The sequence below is a fragment of the Micromonospora sp. DSM 43699 genome, assembly GCF_055517075.1.
This window is the reverse complement of record NZ_JBTMMT010000066.1, coordinates 20,584-39,254: the sequence shown is the minus strand read 5'-3', so window position 1 is coordinate 39,254 and position 18,671 is coordinate 20,584. Positions and strand designations below refer to the sequence as shown.

Annotated in this window: 17 protein-coding genes; 8 read left to right on the top strand and 9 right to left on the bottom strand. The window is 72.1% G+C overall.

Annotation, left to right across the window (positions count from 1 at the left end; genetic code table 11):
- Positions 1–165 precede the first annotated feature (165 nt).
- Both AC0AIB_RS25315 and AC0AIB_RS25310 read right to left on the bottom strand, forming a co-directional pair.
- A complete protein-coding gene (locus AC0AIB_RS25315; RefSeq protein WP_328342606.1) occupies positions 166–972 on the bottom strand; it encodes a sugar phosphate isomerase/epimerase family protein in 807 nt (268 codons plus the stop codon).
- 76 nt (positions 973–1,048) lie between these two features.
- Positions 1,049–1,993: a Ppx/GppA phosphatase family protein gene (locus AC0AIB_RS25310; protein WP_465097611.1), complete on the bottom strand. Its 945-nt coding sequence runs from the start codon at positions 1,991–1,993 to the stop codon at positions 1,049–1,051.
- A 73-nt stretch (positions 1,994–2,066) separates the two neighbouring features.
- On the opposite strand from AC0AIB_RS25310, the gene AC0AIB_RS25305 reads away from it, so the two are divergent.
- A complete protein-coding gene (locus AC0AIB_RS25305; RefSeq protein ID WP_465097610.1) occupies positions 2,067–2,879 on the top strand; it encodes a DUF3109 family protein in 813 nt (270 codons plus the stop codon).
- An 18-nt stretch (positions 2,880–2,897) separates the two neighbouring features.
- On the opposite strand, the gene AC0AIB_RS25300 is transcribed toward AC0AIB_RS25305, so the two are convergent.
- Both AC0AIB_RS25300 and AC0AIB_RS25295 read right to left on the bottom strand, forming a co-directional pair.
- The gene (locus AC0AIB_RS25300; protein ID WP_067314784.1) at positions 2,898–3,581 is read right to left on the bottom strand and encodes a response regulator transcription factor; all 684 of its coding nucleotides are present in this window, start codon (positions 3,579–3,581) and stop codon (positions 2,898–2,900) included.
- 22 nt (positions 3,582–3,603) lie between these two features.
- On the bottom strand, positions 3,604–4,887 hold the full coding sequence (locus AC0AIB_RS25295; RefSeq protein WP_328342600.1) for a sensor histidine kinase: 1,284 nt from the start codon (positions 4,885–4,887) through the stop codon (positions 3,604–3,606).
- 212 nt (positions 4,888–5,099) lie between these two features.
- On the opposite strand from AC0AIB_RS25295, the gene phoU reads away from it, so the two are divergent.
- A complete protein-coding gene (phoU, locus tag AC0AIB_RS25290; protein ID WP_328342598.1) occupies positions 5,100–5,753 on the top strand; it encodes a phosphate signaling complex protein PhoU in 654 nt (217 codons plus the stop codon).
- 123 nt (positions 5,754–5,876) lie between these two features.
- Here the strand turns inward: phoU and AC0AIB_RS25285 are convergent, their stop codons facing one another.
- Entirely contained in the window at positions 5,877–6,644 is a 768-nt protein-coding gene (locus AC0AIB_RS25285; protein WP_328342597.1) for a phosphoglyceromutase, read from the bottom strand.
- Positions 6,645–6,794: 150 nt separating this feature from the next.
- Between AC0AIB_RS25285 and AC0AIB_RS25280 the strand changes: the two genes are divergently transcribed.
- A complete protein-coding gene (locus tag AC0AIB_RS25280) occupies positions 6,795–8,150 on the top strand; it encodes an MDR family MFS transporter (RefSeq protein ID WP_465097609.1) in 1,356 nt (451 codons plus the stop codon).
- A gap of 1,121 nt (positions 8,151–9,271) precedes the next feature.
- Here the strand turns inward: AC0AIB_RS25280 and AC0AIB_RS25275 are convergent.
- The 3 genes from AC0AIB_RS25275 to mshA all read right to left on the bottom strand — a co-directional run bounded on the left by AC0AIB_RS25275 (position 9,272) and on the right by mshA (position 12,228).
- Positions 9,272–10,099: a hypothetical protein gene (locus AC0AIB_RS25275; RefSeq protein ID WP_465097613.1), complete on the bottom strand. Its 828-nt coding sequence runs from the start codon at positions 10,097–10,099 to the stop codon at positions 9,272–9,274.
- 187 nt (positions 10,100–10,286) lie between these two features.
- Complete coding sequence (locus AC0AIB_RS25270) at positions 10,287–10,802, bottom strand: type III secretion system chaperone family protein (protein ID WP_328342595.1); 516 nt, start codon at positions 10,800–10,802, stop codon at positions 10,287–10,289.
- Positions 10,803–10,860: 58 nt separating this feature from the next.
- Positions 10,861–12,228 carry a D-inositol-3-phosphate glycosyltransferase gene (gene mshA, locus AC0AIB_RS25265; protein ID WP_328342593.1) on the bottom strand — a complete coding sequence of 456 codons (1,368 nt, stop codon included), beginning with the start codon at positions 12,226–12,228 and terminating at the stop codon, positions 10,861–10,863.
- Positions 12,229–12,409: 181 nt separating this feature from the next.
- Between mshA and AC0AIB_RS25260 the strand changes: the two genes are divergently transcribed.
- Positions 12,410–13,180: an SDR family oxidoreductase gene (locus tag AC0AIB_RS25260; RefSeq protein ID WP_328342591.1), complete on the top strand. Its 771-nt coding sequence runs from the start codon at positions 12,410–12,412 to the stop codon at positions 13,178–13,180.
- A 68-nt stretch (positions 13,181–13,248) separates the two neighbouring features.
- Here the strand turns inward: AC0AIB_RS25260 and AC0AIB_RS25255 are convergent, their stop codons facing one another.
- Positions 13,249–14,340, bottom strand: coding sequence for a UDP-N-acetylmuramate dehydrogenase (locus tag AC0AIB_RS25255; RefSeq protein ID WP_328342590.1), 1,092 nt, complete (start codon positions 14,338–14,340; stop codon positions 13,249–13,251).
- 71 nt (positions 14,341–14,411) lie between these two features.
- Here AC0AIB_RS25255 and AC0AIB_RS25250 point away from each other — a divergent pair, with 71 nt between their 5' ends.
- The 4 genes from AC0AIB_RS25250 to AC0AIB_RS25235 all read left to right on the top strand — a co-directional run bounded on the left by AC0AIB_RS25250 (position 14,412) and on the right by AC0AIB_RS25235 (position 18,662).
- Positions 14,412–15,170, top strand: coding sequence for a maleylpyruvate isomerase family mycothiol-dependent enzyme (locus tag AC0AIB_RS25250; protein ID WP_328342588.1), 759 nt, complete (start codon positions 14,412–14,414; stop codon positions 15,168–15,170).
- Positions 15,171–15,425: 255 nt separating this feature from the next.
- Positions 15,426–16,733, top strand: a complete 1,308-nt coding sequence (locus tag AC0AIB_RS25245; RefSeq protein ID WP_465097608.1) for an ABC transporter substrate-binding protein — start codon at positions 15,426–15,428, stop codon at positions 16,731–16,733.
- A gap of 112 nt (positions 16,734–16,845) precedes the next feature.
- Positions 16,846–17,832 (top strand): carbohydrate ABC transporter permease, encoded by a 987-nt coding sequence (locus AC0AIB_RS25240; RefSeq protein ID WP_465097607.1) that lies wholly within the window; start codon positions 16,846–16,848, stop codon positions 17,830–17,832.
- Positions 17,829–18,662: a carbohydrate ABC transporter permease gene (locus AC0AIB_RS25235; RefSeq protein WP_328342582.1), complete on the top strand. Its 834-nt coding sequence runs from the start codon at positions 17,829–17,831 to the stop codon at positions 18,660–18,662. Before AC0AIB_RS25240 ends, AC0AIB_RS25235 begins: the two co-directional genes overlap by 4 nt.
- Positions 18,663–18,671: the final 9 nt, after the last annotated feature.

Sequence of the window (18,671 nt, the reverse complement as noted above, 5' to 3'; positions counted from 1 at the left end):
CCCCCCGCCCCGCCCCGCCCCCCGCACGAGTTGATCAAGAGGTTTACGTCAAATCTGTGGCTGAACATGACGCAAACCTCTTGATCACCGGGGCGAACCGGGGCCGGGGGGAGCCGGGGGGAGCCGGGGGAGCCGGGGGGAGCCGGGGCCGGGGGGAGCCGGGGGTCAGGCGTTGAGGGGGGTGGGGGCGGTTAGGTGGGCGCGGGCGAAGTCCAGGGACTCGCGGAGGTCGGCCTCGCGGACGGCGCGGCTCTTGGCGCCCCGGGTGGTCACCTCGACGGCTACCGAGCCGGAGAAGCCGCGGCCGGCCAGGGAGCGGAGCAGTGCGGCGCAGGGCTGGGTGCCCCGGCCGGGCACCAGGTGCTCGTCGCGCCCCTCGCCGGTGCCGTCGCCGAGGTGGACGTGGGCCAGGCCGGCTGCCATCCGGTCGGCCATCGCCAGCGGGTCGCTGTGCGACGCGGCGCAGTGCGACAGGTCGAGCGTGTACGAGGGGTAGCCCACCTCGGTCGGATCCCAGCCGGGCACGTACGGGACGAACTGCCGCCCGGCCATCCGTACCGGGTACATGTTCTCCACCGCGAAGCGCACCCCGCCGAACCGGCCGGCGACGGTGTCCAGCCCGTCGGCGAAGTTGCGGGCGTAGTCACGCTGCCAGCTGAACGGCGGGTGCACCACCACCGTCGGCGCCTCCAGGGTGTCGGCCAGCTCGGCGGCCCGGCGCAGCCGCTCCCACGGGTCGGGGCTCCACACCCGCTGGGTGACCAGCAGGCAGGGAGCGTGCACCGACAGCACCGGGACGCCGTAGTGCGCGGCGAGGCCGCGCAGCGCGCCGGCGTCCTGGCTGACGGCGTCGGTCCAGACCATCACCTCGACCCCGTCGTAGCCGAGTGCCGCGGCGAGCTGGAACGCCGCCGCGGTCCGCTCAGGAAAGACCGAGGAACTGGACAGGAGCACCGGGACGCGGGAAGTCACATCCCCGAGGGTAGCCCGGTCCGCCACCGCAGTTCCGGACGAGCAACCGCAAAAGCCGCGGAACGCCCGGCGTACGTCACATCGGTTCGAGCTGATCCAACCGTCTGAGGATGACGCCCTCACGCAGCGCCCACGGGCAGATGTCCACCGCCTGCACGTCGAACCGGCGCAGCACCGCCTCGGCCACCACCGCGCCGGCCAGCAGTTGGTGGGCCCGGCCGGCGCTCACCCCCTCCAGCTCGCAGAGCTTGGCCGGTGGGATGTGCCGGACGAACCCCAGCACCTGCCGCACCCCGGTCCTGGTGAGGCTGCGCCGGGCCCACAGGCCCGCCGAGGAGGGGGCCGCCCCGGCCAGCCGGGCCAGCGTCCGGAACGTCTTGGAGCTGGCGACCGGACGGTCCCAGCCCACCCCGGCCAGCTTCTCCACCACCGGGTCGAGCTGCGCGTCGACGTACTCCCGCAGCTCCTCCACGGCCTCGGCGGTCGGCGGTGTCGACCCCGCCGGGTCGACGTGCAGCCGTTCCCGGCTCAGCCGGCCGGCCCCCAGCGGCAGCGACACCGCCACCTCCGGGTCCTCGTCGATGCCGGCGGCCAGCTCCAACGAACCGCCGCCGATGTCCATCGCCAGCAGCCGCCCCGCCGACCAGCCGAACCACCGCCGGACCGCGAGGAACGTCGCCCGCGCCTCGTCCGCGCCGGAGAGCACCTCCAGCCGTACGCCGGTCTCCTCGCGCACCCGGGTCAGCACCTCGGCCGCATTGGTGGCGTCGCGTACCGCGCTTGTCGCGAAGGCCAGCAGGTCGTCGGCGGCCAGCGCGGTGGCCGACGCGCGGGCCGCCCCGACCGCCTCGACCAGCCCGTCGGCGCCGGCCCGGGTGAGCGCGCCGTCCGGGCCGATCTGCTCGGCCAGCCGCAGCACCACCTTCTCGGAGTGCGCCGCCCACGGATGCGCGCCGTGGTGGGCGTCGACCACCAGCAGATGAACCGTGTTGGAACCGACGTCGAGCACACCCAGCCGCATGAGGAGACCCTAGGGCCAACACGTTTCCACGGCTCGCCGGCCCGGGTAACCAACCCCGCGTACCCTGGTCCGGGTGACGAGCCAGGTGGAGCTGCGTGTGCTGGTGGACGACCCCGGCGACCCCCGCAGCCGGGAGGTCGGGCTGGACTTCCCCCGGGAGTGGATCGAGTTCGTCGACCCGGCCGACGAGCGGCACCTGGTCCGCGCCGACCTCACCTGGCTGCTGTCCCGCTGGACGTGTGTCTTCGGCCGGGGCTGCCACGGCATCGTCGCCGGCCGGGCCGCCGACGGTTGCTGCTCGCACGGCGCGTTCTTCACCGACGCCGACGACGAGAAGCGGGTCCGGGCCGCCGTCAAGCGGCTCACCCCGCAGACCTGGCAGCACTTCCGCCGGGGTACGAAGAACTGGACCGAGACCGACACCATCGACGGCAAGAACCCGGCCCGGCGTACCGCCACCCGCAGCGAGGACGCCCCGTGCGTATTCCTCAACGACGCCGACTTCCCCGGTGGGGGCGGTTGCGCGCTGCACGGCCAGGCGCTGCGCGACGGGGTGCACCCGCTGGAATACAAGCCGGACGTCTGCTGGCAGCTGCCGGTCCGCCGGGACCAGGAGTGGACCACCCGGCCCGACGACACCAAGGTGCTGGTCTCGACGCTTGCGGAGTTCGACAGGCGGGGCTGGGGCTCCGGCGGGCACGACCTGGACTGGTGGTGCACCTCGTCGACCGACGCGCACGTCGGCACCGAGGCGATGTACCTGTCGTACGGCCCGGAGCTGACCGCGCTGATCGGCGCGCCCGCGTACGCGAAGCTGGCCGAGCTGTGCGCGGCCCGGCTGGGCCAGGGCCAGATCGCCCCGCACCCGGCCAGCCCGCAGCGCTGAGCGTGGTGCTCCGCCGGCCTACGGCTCGAACTTGTAGCCCAGCCCGCGCACGGTGACGATGAACCGGGGCGCGGACGGCTCCGGTTCGATCTTGGAACGCAGCCGCTTGACGTGCACGTCCAGGGTCTTGGTGTCACCGACGTAGTCGGCGCCCCAGACCCGGTCGATGAGCTGCCCCCGGGTGAGCACCCGGCCGGCGTTGCGCAGCAGCAGCTCCAGCAGCTCGAACTCCTTGAGCGGGAGCTGCACGGCCGCGCCGTCGACGGTCACCACGTGCCGTTCGATGTCCATCCGGACCGGGCCGGCGGCCAGCGTCGGCGCACCCGACTCGGTCACCTCGGGGCTCTGCCGGCGCAGCACCGCCCGGATCCGGGCCACCAACTCCCGGGGCGAGTACGGCTTGGTGACGTAGTCGTCGGCGCCGATCTCCAGCCCGACCACCTTGTCGATCTCGCTGTCCCGGGCGGTCACCATGATGATCGGCACGTGCGAGCGCTGTCGCAGCTGCCGGCAGACCTCCGTCCCGGACATCTCCGGGAGCATCAGGTCGAGCAGCACGATGTCCGCGCCGGTCCGATCGAACTCGGTGAGGGCGGAGGTGCCCGTCGCGGCGACGGACACCTCGAAGCCCTCCTTGCGGAGCATGTACGACAAGGCGTCGGAGAACGACTCCTCGTCCTCGACCACCAGTACGCGGCTCAACGGGGTGTTTCCTTTCGTACGGTCAGGCCCGGCGGAGTTCGGCCGGGCCGGGCTCGATACCAGCGGACGGCAGTATCGTCTCCAGGTCGTCCGGAGGGCCGGCGGGTAGCCGGAGGGTGAATGTCGAACCCCCTCCCAGCGTGCTCGCCACCTCCACCCGGCCGCCATGGTTGCTGGCGATGTGTTTGACGATGGCCAGGCCGAGGCCGGTGCCACCGGTGGCGCGGGAGCGGGCCTGGTCGGCCCGGTAGAAGCGTTCGAAGATCCGGTCGACGTCGGTGGGGGCGATCCCGATGCCCTGGTCGGTGACGGAGACCGTGACGTGGTCGTCGTCCGCCCGGGTGGTGACCTGGACGGTGGTGTCCTCGCCGGAGTAGGTGATCGCGTTCTCCACCAGGTTGGACACGGCGGTGGCGAGCTGGCTGTCGCTGCCGTACGCGGTGAGCCCCCGCTGGCCGTCGGTCACCACCTGGATCCGGCGGGCGGTGGCCGAGGTGCGGGTCCGGTCGAGCACCTCGGCGATCACCCAGTCGATCGCGACGGGCTCCGGCGCAGGCTGCGGCTCGGCGCCCTGGAGCCGGGTCAGCTCCAGCAACTCCTGCACCAGCCGGCCGAGCCGGGTCGACTCGTGCTGGATGCGCTCGGCGAACCGGCGGGCGGCCAGCATGTCCTCGGAGAGCTCCGGCGCCCCGTCGGTCGGCTCGGTGGCGTCGACGAGCGCCTCGGCGAGCAGTTGCAACGCCCCGATCGGGGTCTTCAGCTCGTGGCTGACGTTGGCCACGAAGTCCCGCCGCACCCGGGCCAGCCGGTGCGACTCGGTGACGTCGGACGCCTCGACGGCGATGTACCCGCCGCCGAGCCCCATCGCCCGCAGGTGCACGCCGAGCGGGTTCTCACCGGCGTTGTCGCGACCACGGGGCAGGTCCAGCTCGATCTCGCGCCGCACCCCGGTCCGCCGCACCTGCCCGGCGAGGGTACGGATCAGCGGGTGGGCGGCGATGGAACCAGGGGTGACACCGGTGCGGAGCAGTCCCATCGCCCGGGCGGCCGGGTTCACCAGCACCGGCACGTCGTCCGGGCCGAGCACCACCACACCGGCGCGCAGCGAGTCGATGGTCTTGCGGCCGAGCCCGCTGAGCCCGCCGGACTGGTCGTCGGGAATCGCAGACCTCCCCAGGTTCCGGCGGGAGCCCTCGCCCCCGGACGACGCCGAGCGGCGTCGCCAGTCACGGACGGGCCCCGACAGCAGCAGCCCGGCGACCAGTCCGGTCACCAGGGCCACCACGATCGCCACCGCCCATTCCACCCGGCGATCGTAGGGTCATTGTTAACCTGGCTATCGCCCATAACAGGACGAATTACGCCCGCTTCGGGAGAAATTCACTCTTGGTCCCCGTGCCGTTCATCCGGGTTCATCTCGGGTCCGTCGCCCCCCGCCTACCGTGGGTCCCGCACCTGCTCGACCCGTACGCCGGCGGTCCTCGGGGCTGCCGGCGGCACCGACCCCAGGAAGTGACGATGCGCGACGAGTTCCGGGCCGACCTGCAGATTGTCAGCCAACTGCTGGTGGACATGGCGGAGGGGGTGCGCGCCGCGATGCGCCAGGCCACCCGAGGCCTGCTCACCGCCGACCGCGAGGCGTCCGAGGCCGTGATCGCGCGGGACGCCGAGATCGACAACCTCTACCAGCACGTCGAGGAGCGGGTCTGCGACCTGCTCGCCCGACAGGCACCGGTCGCCTCCGACCTGCGCGCGATGATCACCGCCCTGCACGTGGCGGCCGATCTGGAACGGATGGGCGACCTGGCCGACCACGTGGCGAAGACCGCGCTGCGCCGGCACCCCTCCCCGGCGGTGCCGGCCGAGCTGCGTCCGGTCTTCACCGACATGGCATCGGTCGCCGACCGGATGGCCGAGAAGATCGGCAAGGTGCTGGCCAGCCCCGACGCCGACATCGCCGCCGAGCTGGACCGCGACGACGACGTGATGGACGACCTGCACAAGAGCCTGTTCGGCGTGCTGCTCGGCGACGAGTGGCCGTACGGGGTGGAGACGGCCATCGACGCCACCCTGCTCGGCCGGTTCTACGAGCGGTTCGCCGACCACGCGGTGAACGCCGGTGAACGGGTGGTCTACCTGATCACCGGCGAGACCGCCCCCGCCGCTGGCTGAATCCGGCGGCCGGCGGCGCGCGCCGGACCCACCGGGCCCGGCGGCGGGCACGACGGGGCCGATGCGGAGGAAGGGCTCCCCGGCAGCGGGTTCATCCGCTGATGGGGAGCCCTTCCGCGTGGCTCAGCGGCCCTGGTTGGCGACCGCGGCGGCGGCTTCCTTGGCGGCGTTGGGGTCGAGGTAGGCCCCACCCAGGGTGAGCGGGCGCAGCTGCGGGTCGAGGTCGTAGCGCAGCGGGATGCCGGTGGGGATGTTCAGCTTGGCGATCGCCGAGTCGGAGATCTGGTCGAGGTGCTTGACCAGGGCGCGCAGCGAGTTGCCGTGCGCCGCCACCAGCACCGTCCGGCCGGCGAGGATGTCCGGCACGATCGAGTCGTACCAGTAGGGGAGCATCCGCTCCACCACGTCCTTGAGGCACTCGGTACGCGGCATCAGCTCGCTCGGCAGCAGCGCGTAACGCGGGTCGCCGACCTGCGAGAACTCGTCGTCGTCGGCGATCGGCGGTGGCGGCGTGTCGTACGAGCGACGCCAGAGCATGAACTGCTCCTCGCCGTACTCGTCAAGGGTCTGCTTCTTGTTCTTGCCCTGCAGGGCGCCGTAGTGCCGCTCGTTGAGCCGCCACGACCGGCGCACCGCGATCCAGTGCCGGTCGGCGGCGTTCAGCGCCAGCTCGGCGGTGCGGATCGCCCGGCGCATCACGCTGGTGTGCACCACGTCCGGCAGCAGGCCGTGCTCGCGCAGCAACTCGCCGCCGCGGCGCGCCTCCGCCTCACCCTTGGCCGTCAGGTCGACGTCGACCCAGCCGGTGAAGAGGTTCTTCGCGTTCCAGTCGCTCTCGCCGTGCCGCAGCAGGACCAGCGTCCCGACGGTGGGCCCCTCGCTCGCAGTCATGCCGATCATCCTGCCGCACGTGGCGCGGGGACACGCGCGCAGTGGTGGTGACGACCACCACGTGGAAAACCCGGTGACCGGTGTCGGACCCCGAAACTAGGTTGTAAGGCGCTTCAAGGAAATCGGTCATTACCTGAGCGGGGGACGGGCGTGCGCGGCGTACGGGGCTGGTTCCGGGAGACCACAGGTGGACTACCGAGGACGTTCTGGTACCTCTGGGTCGGCACCCTGATCAACCGGCTCGGCTCGTTCGTGCTGGTCTTCCTGGCCATCTACCTGACCCAGGCCCGCGGCTTCTCCGCCGCCCAGGCCGGACTGGTGATGGGCCTGTGGGGGGTCGGCGGCGCGGTCGGCACCACCGTGGGCGGCACCCTCGCCGACCGGTGGGGGCGGAGACCCACCCTGCTCACCGCCCACCTGGGCGCGGCCACCATGATGCTGGCCCTCGGCTTCGCCCGGCCGCTCTGGGCGGTGGCGGTGGGCGCGTTGCTGCTGGGCATGTTCGCCGAGGCCGCCAGGCCGACCTTCGGGGCCATGATGATCGACGTGGTGCCGGAACGGGACCGGCTGCGGGCGTTCTCGCTCAACTACTGGGCGATCAACCTGGGCTTCGCCTGTGCCGCCGTGCTCGCCGGGCTGGCCGCCGAGGCCGGTTACCTGCTGCTCTTCGTGGTCGACGCGGCCACCACCCTGGTCACCGCGCTGATCGTCTTCGTCCGGGTGGGCGAGACCCGACGCGCCCTGACGACCACGGCGCGACCTGGCCCCGGTCGAGGCGGCGGTCCGGTCGTCAAGGGTGCTTCCGTCCAGGTCGGTGGGCCACCCGCGGCGGGCGCGCTGCGGACCATCGCCGGCGACCGGGTGTTCCTGGGCTTCGTCGTGCTCAACCTGTTCGGGGCGCTGGTCTTCCTCCAGCACATCTCGATGCTGCCCATCGCGATGGGCGACGCCGGGCTCTCCCCCGCCACCTACGGTTCGGTGATCGCACTCAACGGGGTGCTGATCGTGGCGGGCCAACTCTTCGTCCCACGGTGGATCCGGGGGCGGAGCCGGTCGCACGTGCTAGCCCTCGCCTCGGTGGTGACGGGCATCGGCTTCGGGCTGACCGCGCTCGCCGACACCGCCTGGTTCTTCGGATTCACCGTGCTGATCTGGACGCTCGGCGAGATGCTCAACTCCCCGTCCAACGCCACCCTGATCGCCGAACTCTCCCCGGCCGAGCTACGGGGTCGCTACCAGGGCGTCTTCTCGCTGTCCTGGCAGGTGGCAGGCGCGGTCGCCCCGGTGCTCGGCGGGGTGGTCCGGGAGCACGCCGGCGACGTCACGCTCTGGCTGGGCTGCGTCGTGATCGGCCTGGCGACCGCGCTGGCCCACCTGCTCTCCGGGCCGGCCCGGGAACGCCGGGCGACCCAACTGCGCAGTCCAGCCCAGCCGATCGTGCCGGTCACCGCTGTGGCGTCACCGGTCCCCCAGGCCCCCGAAGCCGCCGCCACCGCACCTCGCTGAGCCGATCCGGTCCCGCATCCCCGGCTCGCCCCCACTCCGCACCCGAACTGAGCCCCCAGCCCGCATCCCGGCTCCGCCCCCGACCCCGCACCCGAACTGAATCCCCGGCTCACATCCGTAGCTGAAGTCCCGATGCCCGGTCCGGTACCTCATCTGCGTCCTTTGGAGCTGATGACGTTGACGACTCACTCGTAGGCGGCCGGGCACGCCTCGCTGAATCGTTGACGTCATCAGCTCCAAAGGACGCACGGCCCACCCCTCAGGTCCGGCTGGTCTACGAGCTGCGCCCGCTCACTGTCAACGGGTCAGCCGTATCCCCTCGCCCGCCGACGGCCCATCACCCTTCGAGCCTGGTCGACGCAGTAGTCCACGTCCAGGGCTCCTCGACGACCAAGCCTCCTCGACGACCAGGGCGCGCCGACGACCGGGGACGACGACTACGGGGCTCACCGCCCACTCCGGCCCAGGGTGCGGCGACGGAGGCAAGCCATGATCGTGCTGGATCCACGATCTAGTGGTGTCGGAGAGCGCCGAGGCCACTACATCGTGGATCGAGCGCGATCTTGCGAAGGGCAGTGGGGCAGCCGGGCGACGGGCCACAGGGCGCGGGCGACGGCCGCGGGCGACGGGGCGCGGGCGACGGGGCGCGGGCAAGGCCGGGCACGACGAAGGGTCATGCCGGGCCACGGTGGGCCTTTCTGCACCTGTGGGCCGCTGAGGGTTCGCAGAGAGCGGAAACGGCAGGCGGAAAACGGCAGAGCGCCCACCGGCGACCGAAGTCGCGGATGGGCGCTCGTACCGCCTGCCCGGCGGCGGCGGGCGACCCTCACCCCCGTAAGCGTCGCCCGCTCGCGCCGCCGGTTCCGGGTGGCACCGTCCCCCAACGGCGTGCTCCACCCGATTTGCGCCTCGCTCGGTGCACGGATCTGATCGATCCGCCGCTCCCCCGAACGTTTCCGAGCGTGGCGCGGTGCAATAAAGTTAGTTCGCCCGGTTTCCGGATACAACCCGCGAGCACTGTCTCGCCGGTCACAACACCGACCGTCCCAGCTGCGGTGTTGCCGTTCCGGGTCTCGTGACTGCCAACACTCGGCTACCCGGCAGCCATTCCGGTAAACGTCTCAGCCGTCTTCCCGATCGGGTGACTCGGTCCGGAAGAAGTTGCTCTGCCGGCCGTCCCGCAGCTGCTCCTGGAAGATCAGATTGAGCTTGCGACCGTCGAACGTCCGGAACCAGTCGTCCCAGCTGATCACCTGCACCCGGCGACTCTCCCGGTAGCCCGGGATGTCGAAGGTGAGCACGCCCGGCCGCCCGTTCCGCTCGGTGCCGGCGATGGTGGCCGGCTTGGCCCCCCGGGCCGCGGCCCAGTTCCGGATCACCTGATGATGGGTGGTGACCAGGCTGCGCCCGGGACGTTCCGGCCGGTCGGCCGGAGAGGAGATGAGCTGCGCCGAGCGCACCGACCGGGAGGTCGACCGCCCGGTACGGACGCCAGAGGATCGGGCGGTGGCCTTCGTCGGGGCCGCCTTCGTGCCCGGACGCGACGGGACGGCCCGCCCCGACCGGGCCGACGCCCTCGCCCGGGACGGGGAGGCCACCTTCGTCCGCGCGGCCGGTGTCGCATTCGCCCGGGAACTCGCCGCCCGGCGGGACGCGGCCGGGGTGACCTTGCGCGCGGGGGTGGTCTTGCGCGCCGGGGCGGGGGCCGCCTTGGCCCGTGCCGACGTGCCCCGTCGGGCCGGGGCGCCCTTGGCGGCCCCGGTCGACGCGCCGGCAATCTTCCTGGCTGGTGCCCGGCCGGACGGGCCGGTGCTGCGTCGGGCTGCGCCGCCCCGGCCCTCCGAGCGCAGCGTCCGCACGAGGGTCTTCACCAGTTCCGGCTTGCGCAGCGCGGAGATCCCGGAGACCCCCCGGCGGCGCAACTGACCCCGGATGTCGTCCACCCTCATCCGGGAGATCTCCGACTCGGAGATGCCCGGGGTGTTCGGGGTCCGGTTACCCGCCTGACGCGTGGTCCTGGTCGCCGTCGCGCCGCGACCTGAGCTGTTCCGCTGAGCCATGACACGCTCCTCGACAGTCCGTCCTCGGCCTGCGGCGGGTCCCACACTGCCGCGCCGCAGCGGTGCGGCATACCCGTCAGGACCGGTCCGAACCTCCGGCGGAGGGGGTGAAGAGGTGGGCGAAGGCGGCGAGGTTCGCGGTCGACTCGCCCCGCTTGACCCGCCACTCCCACTCCCGACGGATGGAACTGCCGAAACCGATCTCCAGCATGGTGTCGAAGGACTCGTCGGCATAGCTGAGCACCGCCCCGAACAGCCGGTCCAGCTCGTCGGCGTCGACCCCGGACGGGTTGACCCGGCCGGTGAGGTAGACGTCCCCCACCGCGTCGATCGAGAACCCGACGCCGTACATCCGGGCGTTGCGCTGGAGCAGCCACGCCCACAGCTCCTCGCGCCGCTCGTCGGGCTGACGCATCACGAACGCCTCGACCCGCAGCGCGTGCTCTCCGACGATCAGGTTGCAGATCGTCTTGAGCTTGTGGGTGCCGGGGAGGGTGACCGCGTACGAGCCCTCGCCGGTGGCTTCCCACTCCAGCTCCCGCTCGGTGCAGACCGACTCGATCAGGGCCGCCAGCTCGCTTCTCGCGCTCATCGGACCCACTCTACGGCCGGGCTGACGAGCCCACCGGACGGCGCATTGGTGGCCCGGGTCACCACGAGCAGCCGGTGAGTGCCGGCCCCTCGGCCAGCCGGGCCGCCAACCGCTGCCGGTGCTCGGTGACCGCCTCGCCGTAGACGGCGAGCAGCCCGGACACGGTGCGGTCCCAGGAGAACCCTCGCGCGTGCCGGGCGGCCCCCCGGCCCAACGCCTCCCGACCCGCCCGGTCGGGGAGCAGCCGGGCCAGCGTACGGGCCCAGTCGGTGGGGTCGTGGCCGGGCACGAGCACGCCGCTGACCTGGTCGCGGACGGCGGTGACCAGGCCGCCCACGGCGGCGGCGACCACCGGGGTGCCACAGGCCTGCGCCTCCAGGGCCACCAGGCCGAACGACTCGTTGTGCGAGGGCACCGCCACCAGGTCGGCGGCCCGGTAGAGGGCCGGCAGGTCGTCACCGGTACGTGGCGGCAGGAAACGCACCCGGTCGGCGACACCGAGCGAGCCGGCCAGCTCGATCAGCGAGGTGGGCCGGTCCAGGCCGCTGCCGCTCGGGCCACCGCAGATCACCACTGTCACCTCGTCGGCGAGGTCCGGGTCCCGCTCGCGCAGCGCCGCGACCGCGCGGACCAGCACGTCGGGGGCCTTCAGTGGCTGGATCCGGCCGACGAACGCGACGACGTACCCGTTGGTGGGCAGGCCCAGCCGGCGACGGGCGGCGCGGGTCGCGGCGGCCCGGTCCCCGGCGGCGGGGCGGAACCGGTCCAGGTCCACCCCGGGTTCGACGACCGTGACCCGGGCCGGGTCGGCGGCGTAGCGGCCGAGCAGGTCGGTCGCCTCCACCCGGGTGTTCGCCACCAGCCGGTCGGCCTCGGCGACCACCTGCTCCTCACCGATCACCCGGGCCTTCGGCTCCGGCCGGTCACCGGCGGCGAGCTGGGCGTTCTTGACCTTGGCCAGGGTGTGCGCGGTGTGCACCAGCGGCACCCCCCAGCGCTCCTTGGCCAGCCAACCGACCTGGCCGGAGAGCCAGTAGTGCGAGTGGATCAGGTCGTAGTGCCCCGGCGGGCGGGCCGCCTCGGCGCGCAGCACCCCGGCGGTGAAGGCGCAGAGCTGGCCGGGCAGTTCCTCCTTGGTCAGCCCCTCCAGCGGGCCGGAGGTGACGTGCCGGACGTGCACCCCGGGGGCCATCTCCACCACCGGCGGCAGGTCCCCGGAGGTGGCCCGGGTGAATATCTCCACCTCGACGTTCGCCTCGGCGAGCCGGCGGGCGACCTCAAGGATGTAGACGTTCATGCCGCCCGCGTCGCCGGTGCCGGGTTGGTGCAACGGCGAGGTGTGCACCGACAGGGTGGCGATCCGGCGGGGCCGGGGCCACGGTAGGGCACCTCGCTGACGACCGACACCGATGTGCTGATCCGCCACGTCCGCTCCCTCTGTCACGGTTGATGCCGTCCCGCACGACCGGCGCTCCTCGGTCAACCCGTACGCCGGGTGTCATCTTCCCCATCGGGCTTCGGAAATGCGTCACCCCGGGTCGCGGGCGTGACGGACCTCATCACCGGACCCCGGGGCCGGGACCTCGCGGCGGGGCGAGAATGGCCGGATGACCACTGTCGCGATCGTCACCGGGGCGTCCAGCGGGATCGGCGCGGCCACCGCCCGTCGGCTCGCCGCCGCGGGTTTCCACGTGCTCGCCGCCGCTCGCCGCACCGACCGGCTCACCGGCCTGGTCGCCGAGATCGCCGCGGCCGGCGGCAGCGCCACCGCGGTGACCTGCGACGTCACCTCGGACGAGTCGGTGGCCGGGCTGGCCCGGGCCGCCGCCGAGGCGCCCGGCCCGGTCACCGTGCTGGTGAACAACGCCGGGGGCGCGCGCGGGCTGGACCCGGTGGAGTCCGGCTCGGTCGCCGACTGGCAGTGGATGTACGACGTGAACGTGCTCGGCACGCTGCGGGTCACCCAGGCCCTGCTGCCGGCCCTGGAACGCTCGGCCGCCGGGACCGTCGTGGTGGTCTCGTCCACCGCCGGCCTCACCGTGTACGAGGGTGGCGGTGGCTATACCGCCGCCAAGCACGCGCAGACCGCCGTCGCCGGCACCCTGCGGCTGGAGTTGTGCGGCCGACCGGTCCGGGTGGTCGAGATCGATCCCGGGATGGTCCGGACGGAGGAGTTCGGCCTGAACCGCTTCGGCGGGGACGCGGCGAAGGCCGACGCCACCTACGCCGGGGTGGCGCAGCCGCTGGTGGCCGAGGACGTCGCCGAGTGCGTCGCCTGGTGCGCCACCCTCCCGCACCACGTCAACGTGGACCGGCTGGTCGTCCGCCCGCTGGCCCAGGCCGCCCAGCACAAGGTGCACCGGGTGGCGAACACCTGACCGACGGGCGGCGCAGGCCACCGACGCCGTCGCGGCGTTCGGCGTCACCGCACCTGACCGCGACGGGGTCAGATGGCGCAGTCGACCAGGACCGGTTCAGGGTGCAGCGGGACGCCGAACCGGGTGTGCACGCCGTCGCGGATCTCGCGGGCGAGGGCGATCAGGTCGGCGGTACGGGCGGTGCCGCTGCGGTTGGTAAGCGCGAGGGTGTGCTTGCCGGAGATGGCGGTGCCCCCGGGGCCGGGGTGGCCCTTGGCGAAACCGGCCTTGTCGATCAGCCAGGCGGCGCTCACCTTCACCAGGTCCCCCGGGCAGGGCCAGGAGGGCGGCTCGCCGAGGTCGGCGGCGCGCCCGCGCAGCAGCTCGTACGCCGCCCGGTCGAGCACCGGGTTGGTGAAGAACGAGCCGACCGACCAGGTGTCCGGGTCGGTGGCGTCGAGCACCATGCCCTTGCCGGCGCGCAACGTGAGCACCGTGTCCCGGGCGGCGGCCAGCGGCACCCGGTCGCCGACCTCGACGCCGAGCGAGCGGGCCAGCTCGGCGTAGCGCACCGGCCCGGACAGCGGCGAGCGGTCCAGCCGGAAGTCGACCGAGAGCACCACCCAACGGTCGCTGTACTTGAAGATGCTCCCCCGGTAGGCGAAGCCGCAGTCCGCCGCCGTGATGGTGGTCAGCCGGTCGTCGGCGCGGTCGTACACCTGGACGCCGGTGATCCGCTCGGCGACCTCCTGCCCGTACGCGCCGACGTTCTGGATCGGGGTGGCGCCGGCCGAGCCGGGGATGCCGGAGAGGCACTCCAGGCCGGACCAGCCGTTGCCCACGGTGGCGGCGACCAGGTCGTCCCAGGGCTCGCCGGCTTCGACCCGTACGGTGACGGTGTCGGGGTCCTCGGCGACCACGGTGAGCCCCCGCGACCGGACCAGCACGACGGTGCCGGGGAAGCCGGCGTCCCCGACGACCACGTTGCTGCCACCGGCCAGGACGAGCACCGGCTCGTCGCGCCGGTGCGCCTCGCGGACCCGGCGGACGATCTCGTCGGCGCTGGTGGCGGGCTCCAACCGGGCGGCGGGGCCACCGAGGCGCAGGGTGGTGTATCCCGCCAGGACGGCCGGATCGGCGGGTTCGGCGCCCGTTGTCGGTTTGGCGTAGACGTCTGACACGCCTTTCACCCTAGGCTGAGGGGTAGCCGCGGCACCCACTGGTCGCCGGGTCACCCCCGGGGAGGATTGCGATGAGCAGACTGCACGCCACGAAGGACTTCTGGATCGGAGCGCTCCGGGTCGACGGGCCGGCGTTCGCCGCGGCCGTCGCCGAGGCCCCGCCGGAGACACCCGTGCTGTCCTGCCCGGGGTGGACGGTGGCCGACCTGACCGTGCACCTCGCCGGCCTCTACCACTGGGTGCACTCCTTCGTCGGCACTGGCGACACCGCCCAGCCGCCCCGCCCGGACGCCGCCGACCGGCCCGCCGGGGTTACCCCGCTCCAGCTCTGGCAGCACGGGTACGACCAGCTGATGACCCTCTTCGACGCGCTCGACCCGGAGGCCCCGGCCTGGAACCCGATGCCGCAGCCGAAGAAGGCCGGGTTCTGGCCGCGCCGGGTGGCGCACGAGACGGCGGTGCACAGGTGGGACGCCCAGCTCGCCATCGCCGCCGGTGACCCGATCGAGACGAAGCTCGCCGCCGACGGGGTCGGCGAGGTGCTCGACACCTGGCTGCCGGCCGGTCGGCGGCGCACCCCCGGGCAGTGGCAGGGGGTGGTGCACCTGACCGCCAGCGACGCCGCGCAGGACTGGTACCTCCGGATGCGCGGTGAGGGGGTGGCCCTGCTGGACACCGCGACGGTCTTCGGGCACGACGACCACCATGCCCGGGTCCAGGTCACCGCCTCGGCCAGTGACCTGCTGCTGGCGCTCTGGGGCCGGATCAGCTTCGACACCCTCGGGGTGACCGGGGACCGTTCGCTGTTGGCGGGCCTGCGCGTGGGCTGACGCCTGCGCGCCACCGCGACCGCTTCCGAGAGCGGCCGTCCCGACCGGGGCGGCCGCTCTCGCCGTTGCCGCCCCGGCACCGTTCGGATGGCCCGCGCCGAATCGAGAGAGCGCTCTCTTGACAGGAGTCCATCAACCTACCACCCTGTCGTGAGAGCGCTCTCTCGCCGAGATCGAATCCGGCCGGCAACCCCTGCGGCCGGCTCATACGCAGCTCCACACCCCACCACCCGACCTGAGAGGGGTCCGATCCAGATGGGTGTCTTTTCGCGCCGCCGCCTCGCGGCGATCGCCCTGGTGGCCACCACCGCACTGCTCACCACCACCGCCTGCGGCGGCGACGACGAGGCCGCCGACGGCGGACCGGTGACGCTGACCGTCGACGTGTTCGGCCAGTTCGGCTACGAGAAGCTCTACCGGCAGTACGAGGCCGACCACCCCGGCATCAAGATCGTGGAGCGGGGCACCGGCGGCAACCTCGACGAGTACTCCCCCAAGCTCACCCAGTGGCTCGCCGCCGGCAAGGGCGCCGGTGACGTGGTCGCCATCGAGGAGGGGCTGCTCGTCGAGTACAAGGCCAACCCGCAGAACTTCGTCAACCTGCTCGACCACGGCGCCGCCGAACTCAAGGGCAACTTCCTGGAGTGGAAGTGGAACGGCGGGCTGACCGCCGACGGCAAGCAGCTCATCGGCCTCGGCACCGACGTCGGCGGGATGGCGATCTGCTACCGCAAGGACCTCTTCGCCGCCGCCGGCCTGCCCACCGACCGGGAGGCCGTGTCCAAGCTCTGGCCCACCTGGGCGGACTACGTACGGGTCGGCGAGCAGTTCAAGGCCAGGAACACCGGCGCGGCCTTCCTGGACGCCGCCACCAACACCTTCAACACCATCCTGCTCCAGACCGCCGGCAACACCACCGGCTACAGCTACTACGACACCACAGACAAGCTGGTGGTCGACAGCAACCCGGCGGTACGCCAGGCGTACGACACCACCATCGACATCATCGACTCCGGCCTCTCCGGCCGGTACGGGGCCTGGTCCGAGGAGTGGGTCTCCGCCTTCAAACAGGCCAAGTTCGCCACCATCGCCTGCCCGGCCTGGATGACCGGGGTGATCGAGGGCAACGCCGGCCCGGACGCCAAGGGCAAGTGGGACATCGCCCAGGTGCCCGGCAGCGGCGGCAACTGGGGCGGCTCCTACCTGGCGGTGCCGAAGCAGAGCCGGCACCAGGCCGAGGCGATCGAGTTGGCCAAGTTCCTGACCAGCGCCAAGGGTCAGATCGGCGCGTTCCAGGAGAAGGGGCCGTTGCCGTCGTCCCCGCAGGCGTTGGCCGACCCGGCGATCGTCAACTCGACCAACGCGTACTTCTCCGACGCCCCGGTCGGCAAGATCTTCGCCGCCGGCGCCACGAGCCTCAAGCCGGTCTACATGGGGCCGAAGAACCAGGCCGTCCGGACCGAGGTGGAGAACGCCGTCCGCACCGTCGAACTGGGCCAGCGCAACCCCGCCCAGGGCTGGACCGACGCCACCGCCAACGCCAGGAAGGCAGCCGCCAAGTAACCCCGCCTCCGACCATGTCGGGGCGATGTAGCGGGGTCACCGCCGCATCGCCCCGAACGGGGTCCGGCAGGTGGGGATCGGGTGGATGTGGAAGAGAGGGAGATTGCGGGAGATGGTTGTTCAGGTTGAGGGTCGGCCGCCGGGCGCGGTGCCGACCCGGAGCAGACCCCCGGAACGGGGGCACCGGCTGGCCCGGCTCGACGTCAGGTATTCGCCCTATCTGTACGTGACGCCGTTCTTTCTGCTCTTCGCGATCTTCGGGATCTATCCGCTGTTCTACACGTTCTGGGTGTCGCTGCACGACTGGGACCTGTTGGGGGTGGACCCGGCCTTCGTCGGCGCGCAGAACTACACCCAGCTGATGGCCGACGCCGACTTCTGGCACTCGGTGGTGAACACCCTCGGCATCTTCGTCATCTCCACGGTGCCGCAACTGCTCGCCGCCCTCTGGCTGGCCAACCTGCTGAACCGGCGGCTGCGGGCGCGGACCACCTGGCGGATGGCGGTGCTGGTCCCGAACGTCACCTCCACGGCGGCGGTGGCGATCGTCTTCGCGGTGCTCTTCGGCCGCGAGTTCGGCATGATCAACTGGCTGCTCGACCTGGTCGGCGTCGACGCGATCGACTGGAAGGCGAACCGGTTCGCCGCCTGGACGGCCATCTCCGCCATGGTCGACTGGCGGTGGACCGGCTACAACGCGCTGATCTTCCTGGCCGCCATGCAGGCCATCCCGCGCGACCTGTACGAATCCGCCTCCATCGACGGGGCGGGCCGGGCCCGGCAGTTCTGGTCGATCACCGTGCCGCTACTCAAACCCACGATCATCTTCGCGGTAATCATCTCCACCATCGGCGGGCTGCAACTGTTCACCGAGCCCCGGCTGTTCAACTCCGGCACCAACGCGATCCGGGGCGGGCCACTGCGCGAATCCCAGACGGTGACCATGTACATGTTCGAGAACGCCTTCGCCCCGCACTACAACTTCGGCTACGGCTCTGCCGTCGCCTGGCTGCTCTTCGCCCTGATCGCGGTGGTCGCGGCGATCAACGTACTGCTCCTGCGCCGGCTCGGTGGCGGCGCGCGGAAGGGGAACCGATGACCCGGATCTGGTCGGCCGGCCGGTTCACCTACCCGGCGCTGGCGCTCACCGCCCTACTGTCGATCTTCCCGATCTACTGGATGTTCGTGGTGGCCAGCCGCAGCAGCGACGCGATGGGGCAGGTGCCGCCGCCGCTCACCCCCGGCGGCAACCTCGGCACGAACATCACCCGGCTCTTCGCCAACCCCGACGCGCACTTCCTCACCGGCCTGGTCAACTCCACGATCGTCGCGGTCAGCGTCACCTTCTCGGTGGTGCTCTTCTCCACCCTGGCCGGGTTCGCCTTCGCCAAGCTGCGGTTCCGGGGACGCAACGCGCTGCTCATGGTCATCGTCGCCACCATGATGGTGCCCACCCAGCTCGGGGTGATCCCGCTCTATCTGCTGATGACCAAGCTGAACTGGAACGACCGGCTGCCGGCGGTGATCGTCCCGGCCCTGGTCACCGGGTTCGGCGTGTTCATGATGCGCCAGTACGCGGCCCAGGCGGTCAGCACCGAGCTGATCGAGGCGGCCCGGGTCGACGGCTGCCACACGCTGCGGATCTACTGGAACGTGGTGCTCCCCGCGCTGCGGCCCGCCGCCGCCGTACTCGGCCTGCTCACGTTCATGACCACCTGGAACGACTTCCTCTGGCCGTACGCTGTGCTCAACGACCCGGAGAACCCGACCGTGCAGTTGTCGCTGCGGGCCCTCTCCGACGGTTACTACCAGGACATGTCGCAGGTGTTCACCGGCACGGCGATCGCGACGCTGCCATTGCTGCTGGTGTTCGTCGTGTTCGGCCGCCAGATCATCGGCGGCATCATGGAAGGTGCGGTCAAGGCGTGAGCGCGAGGA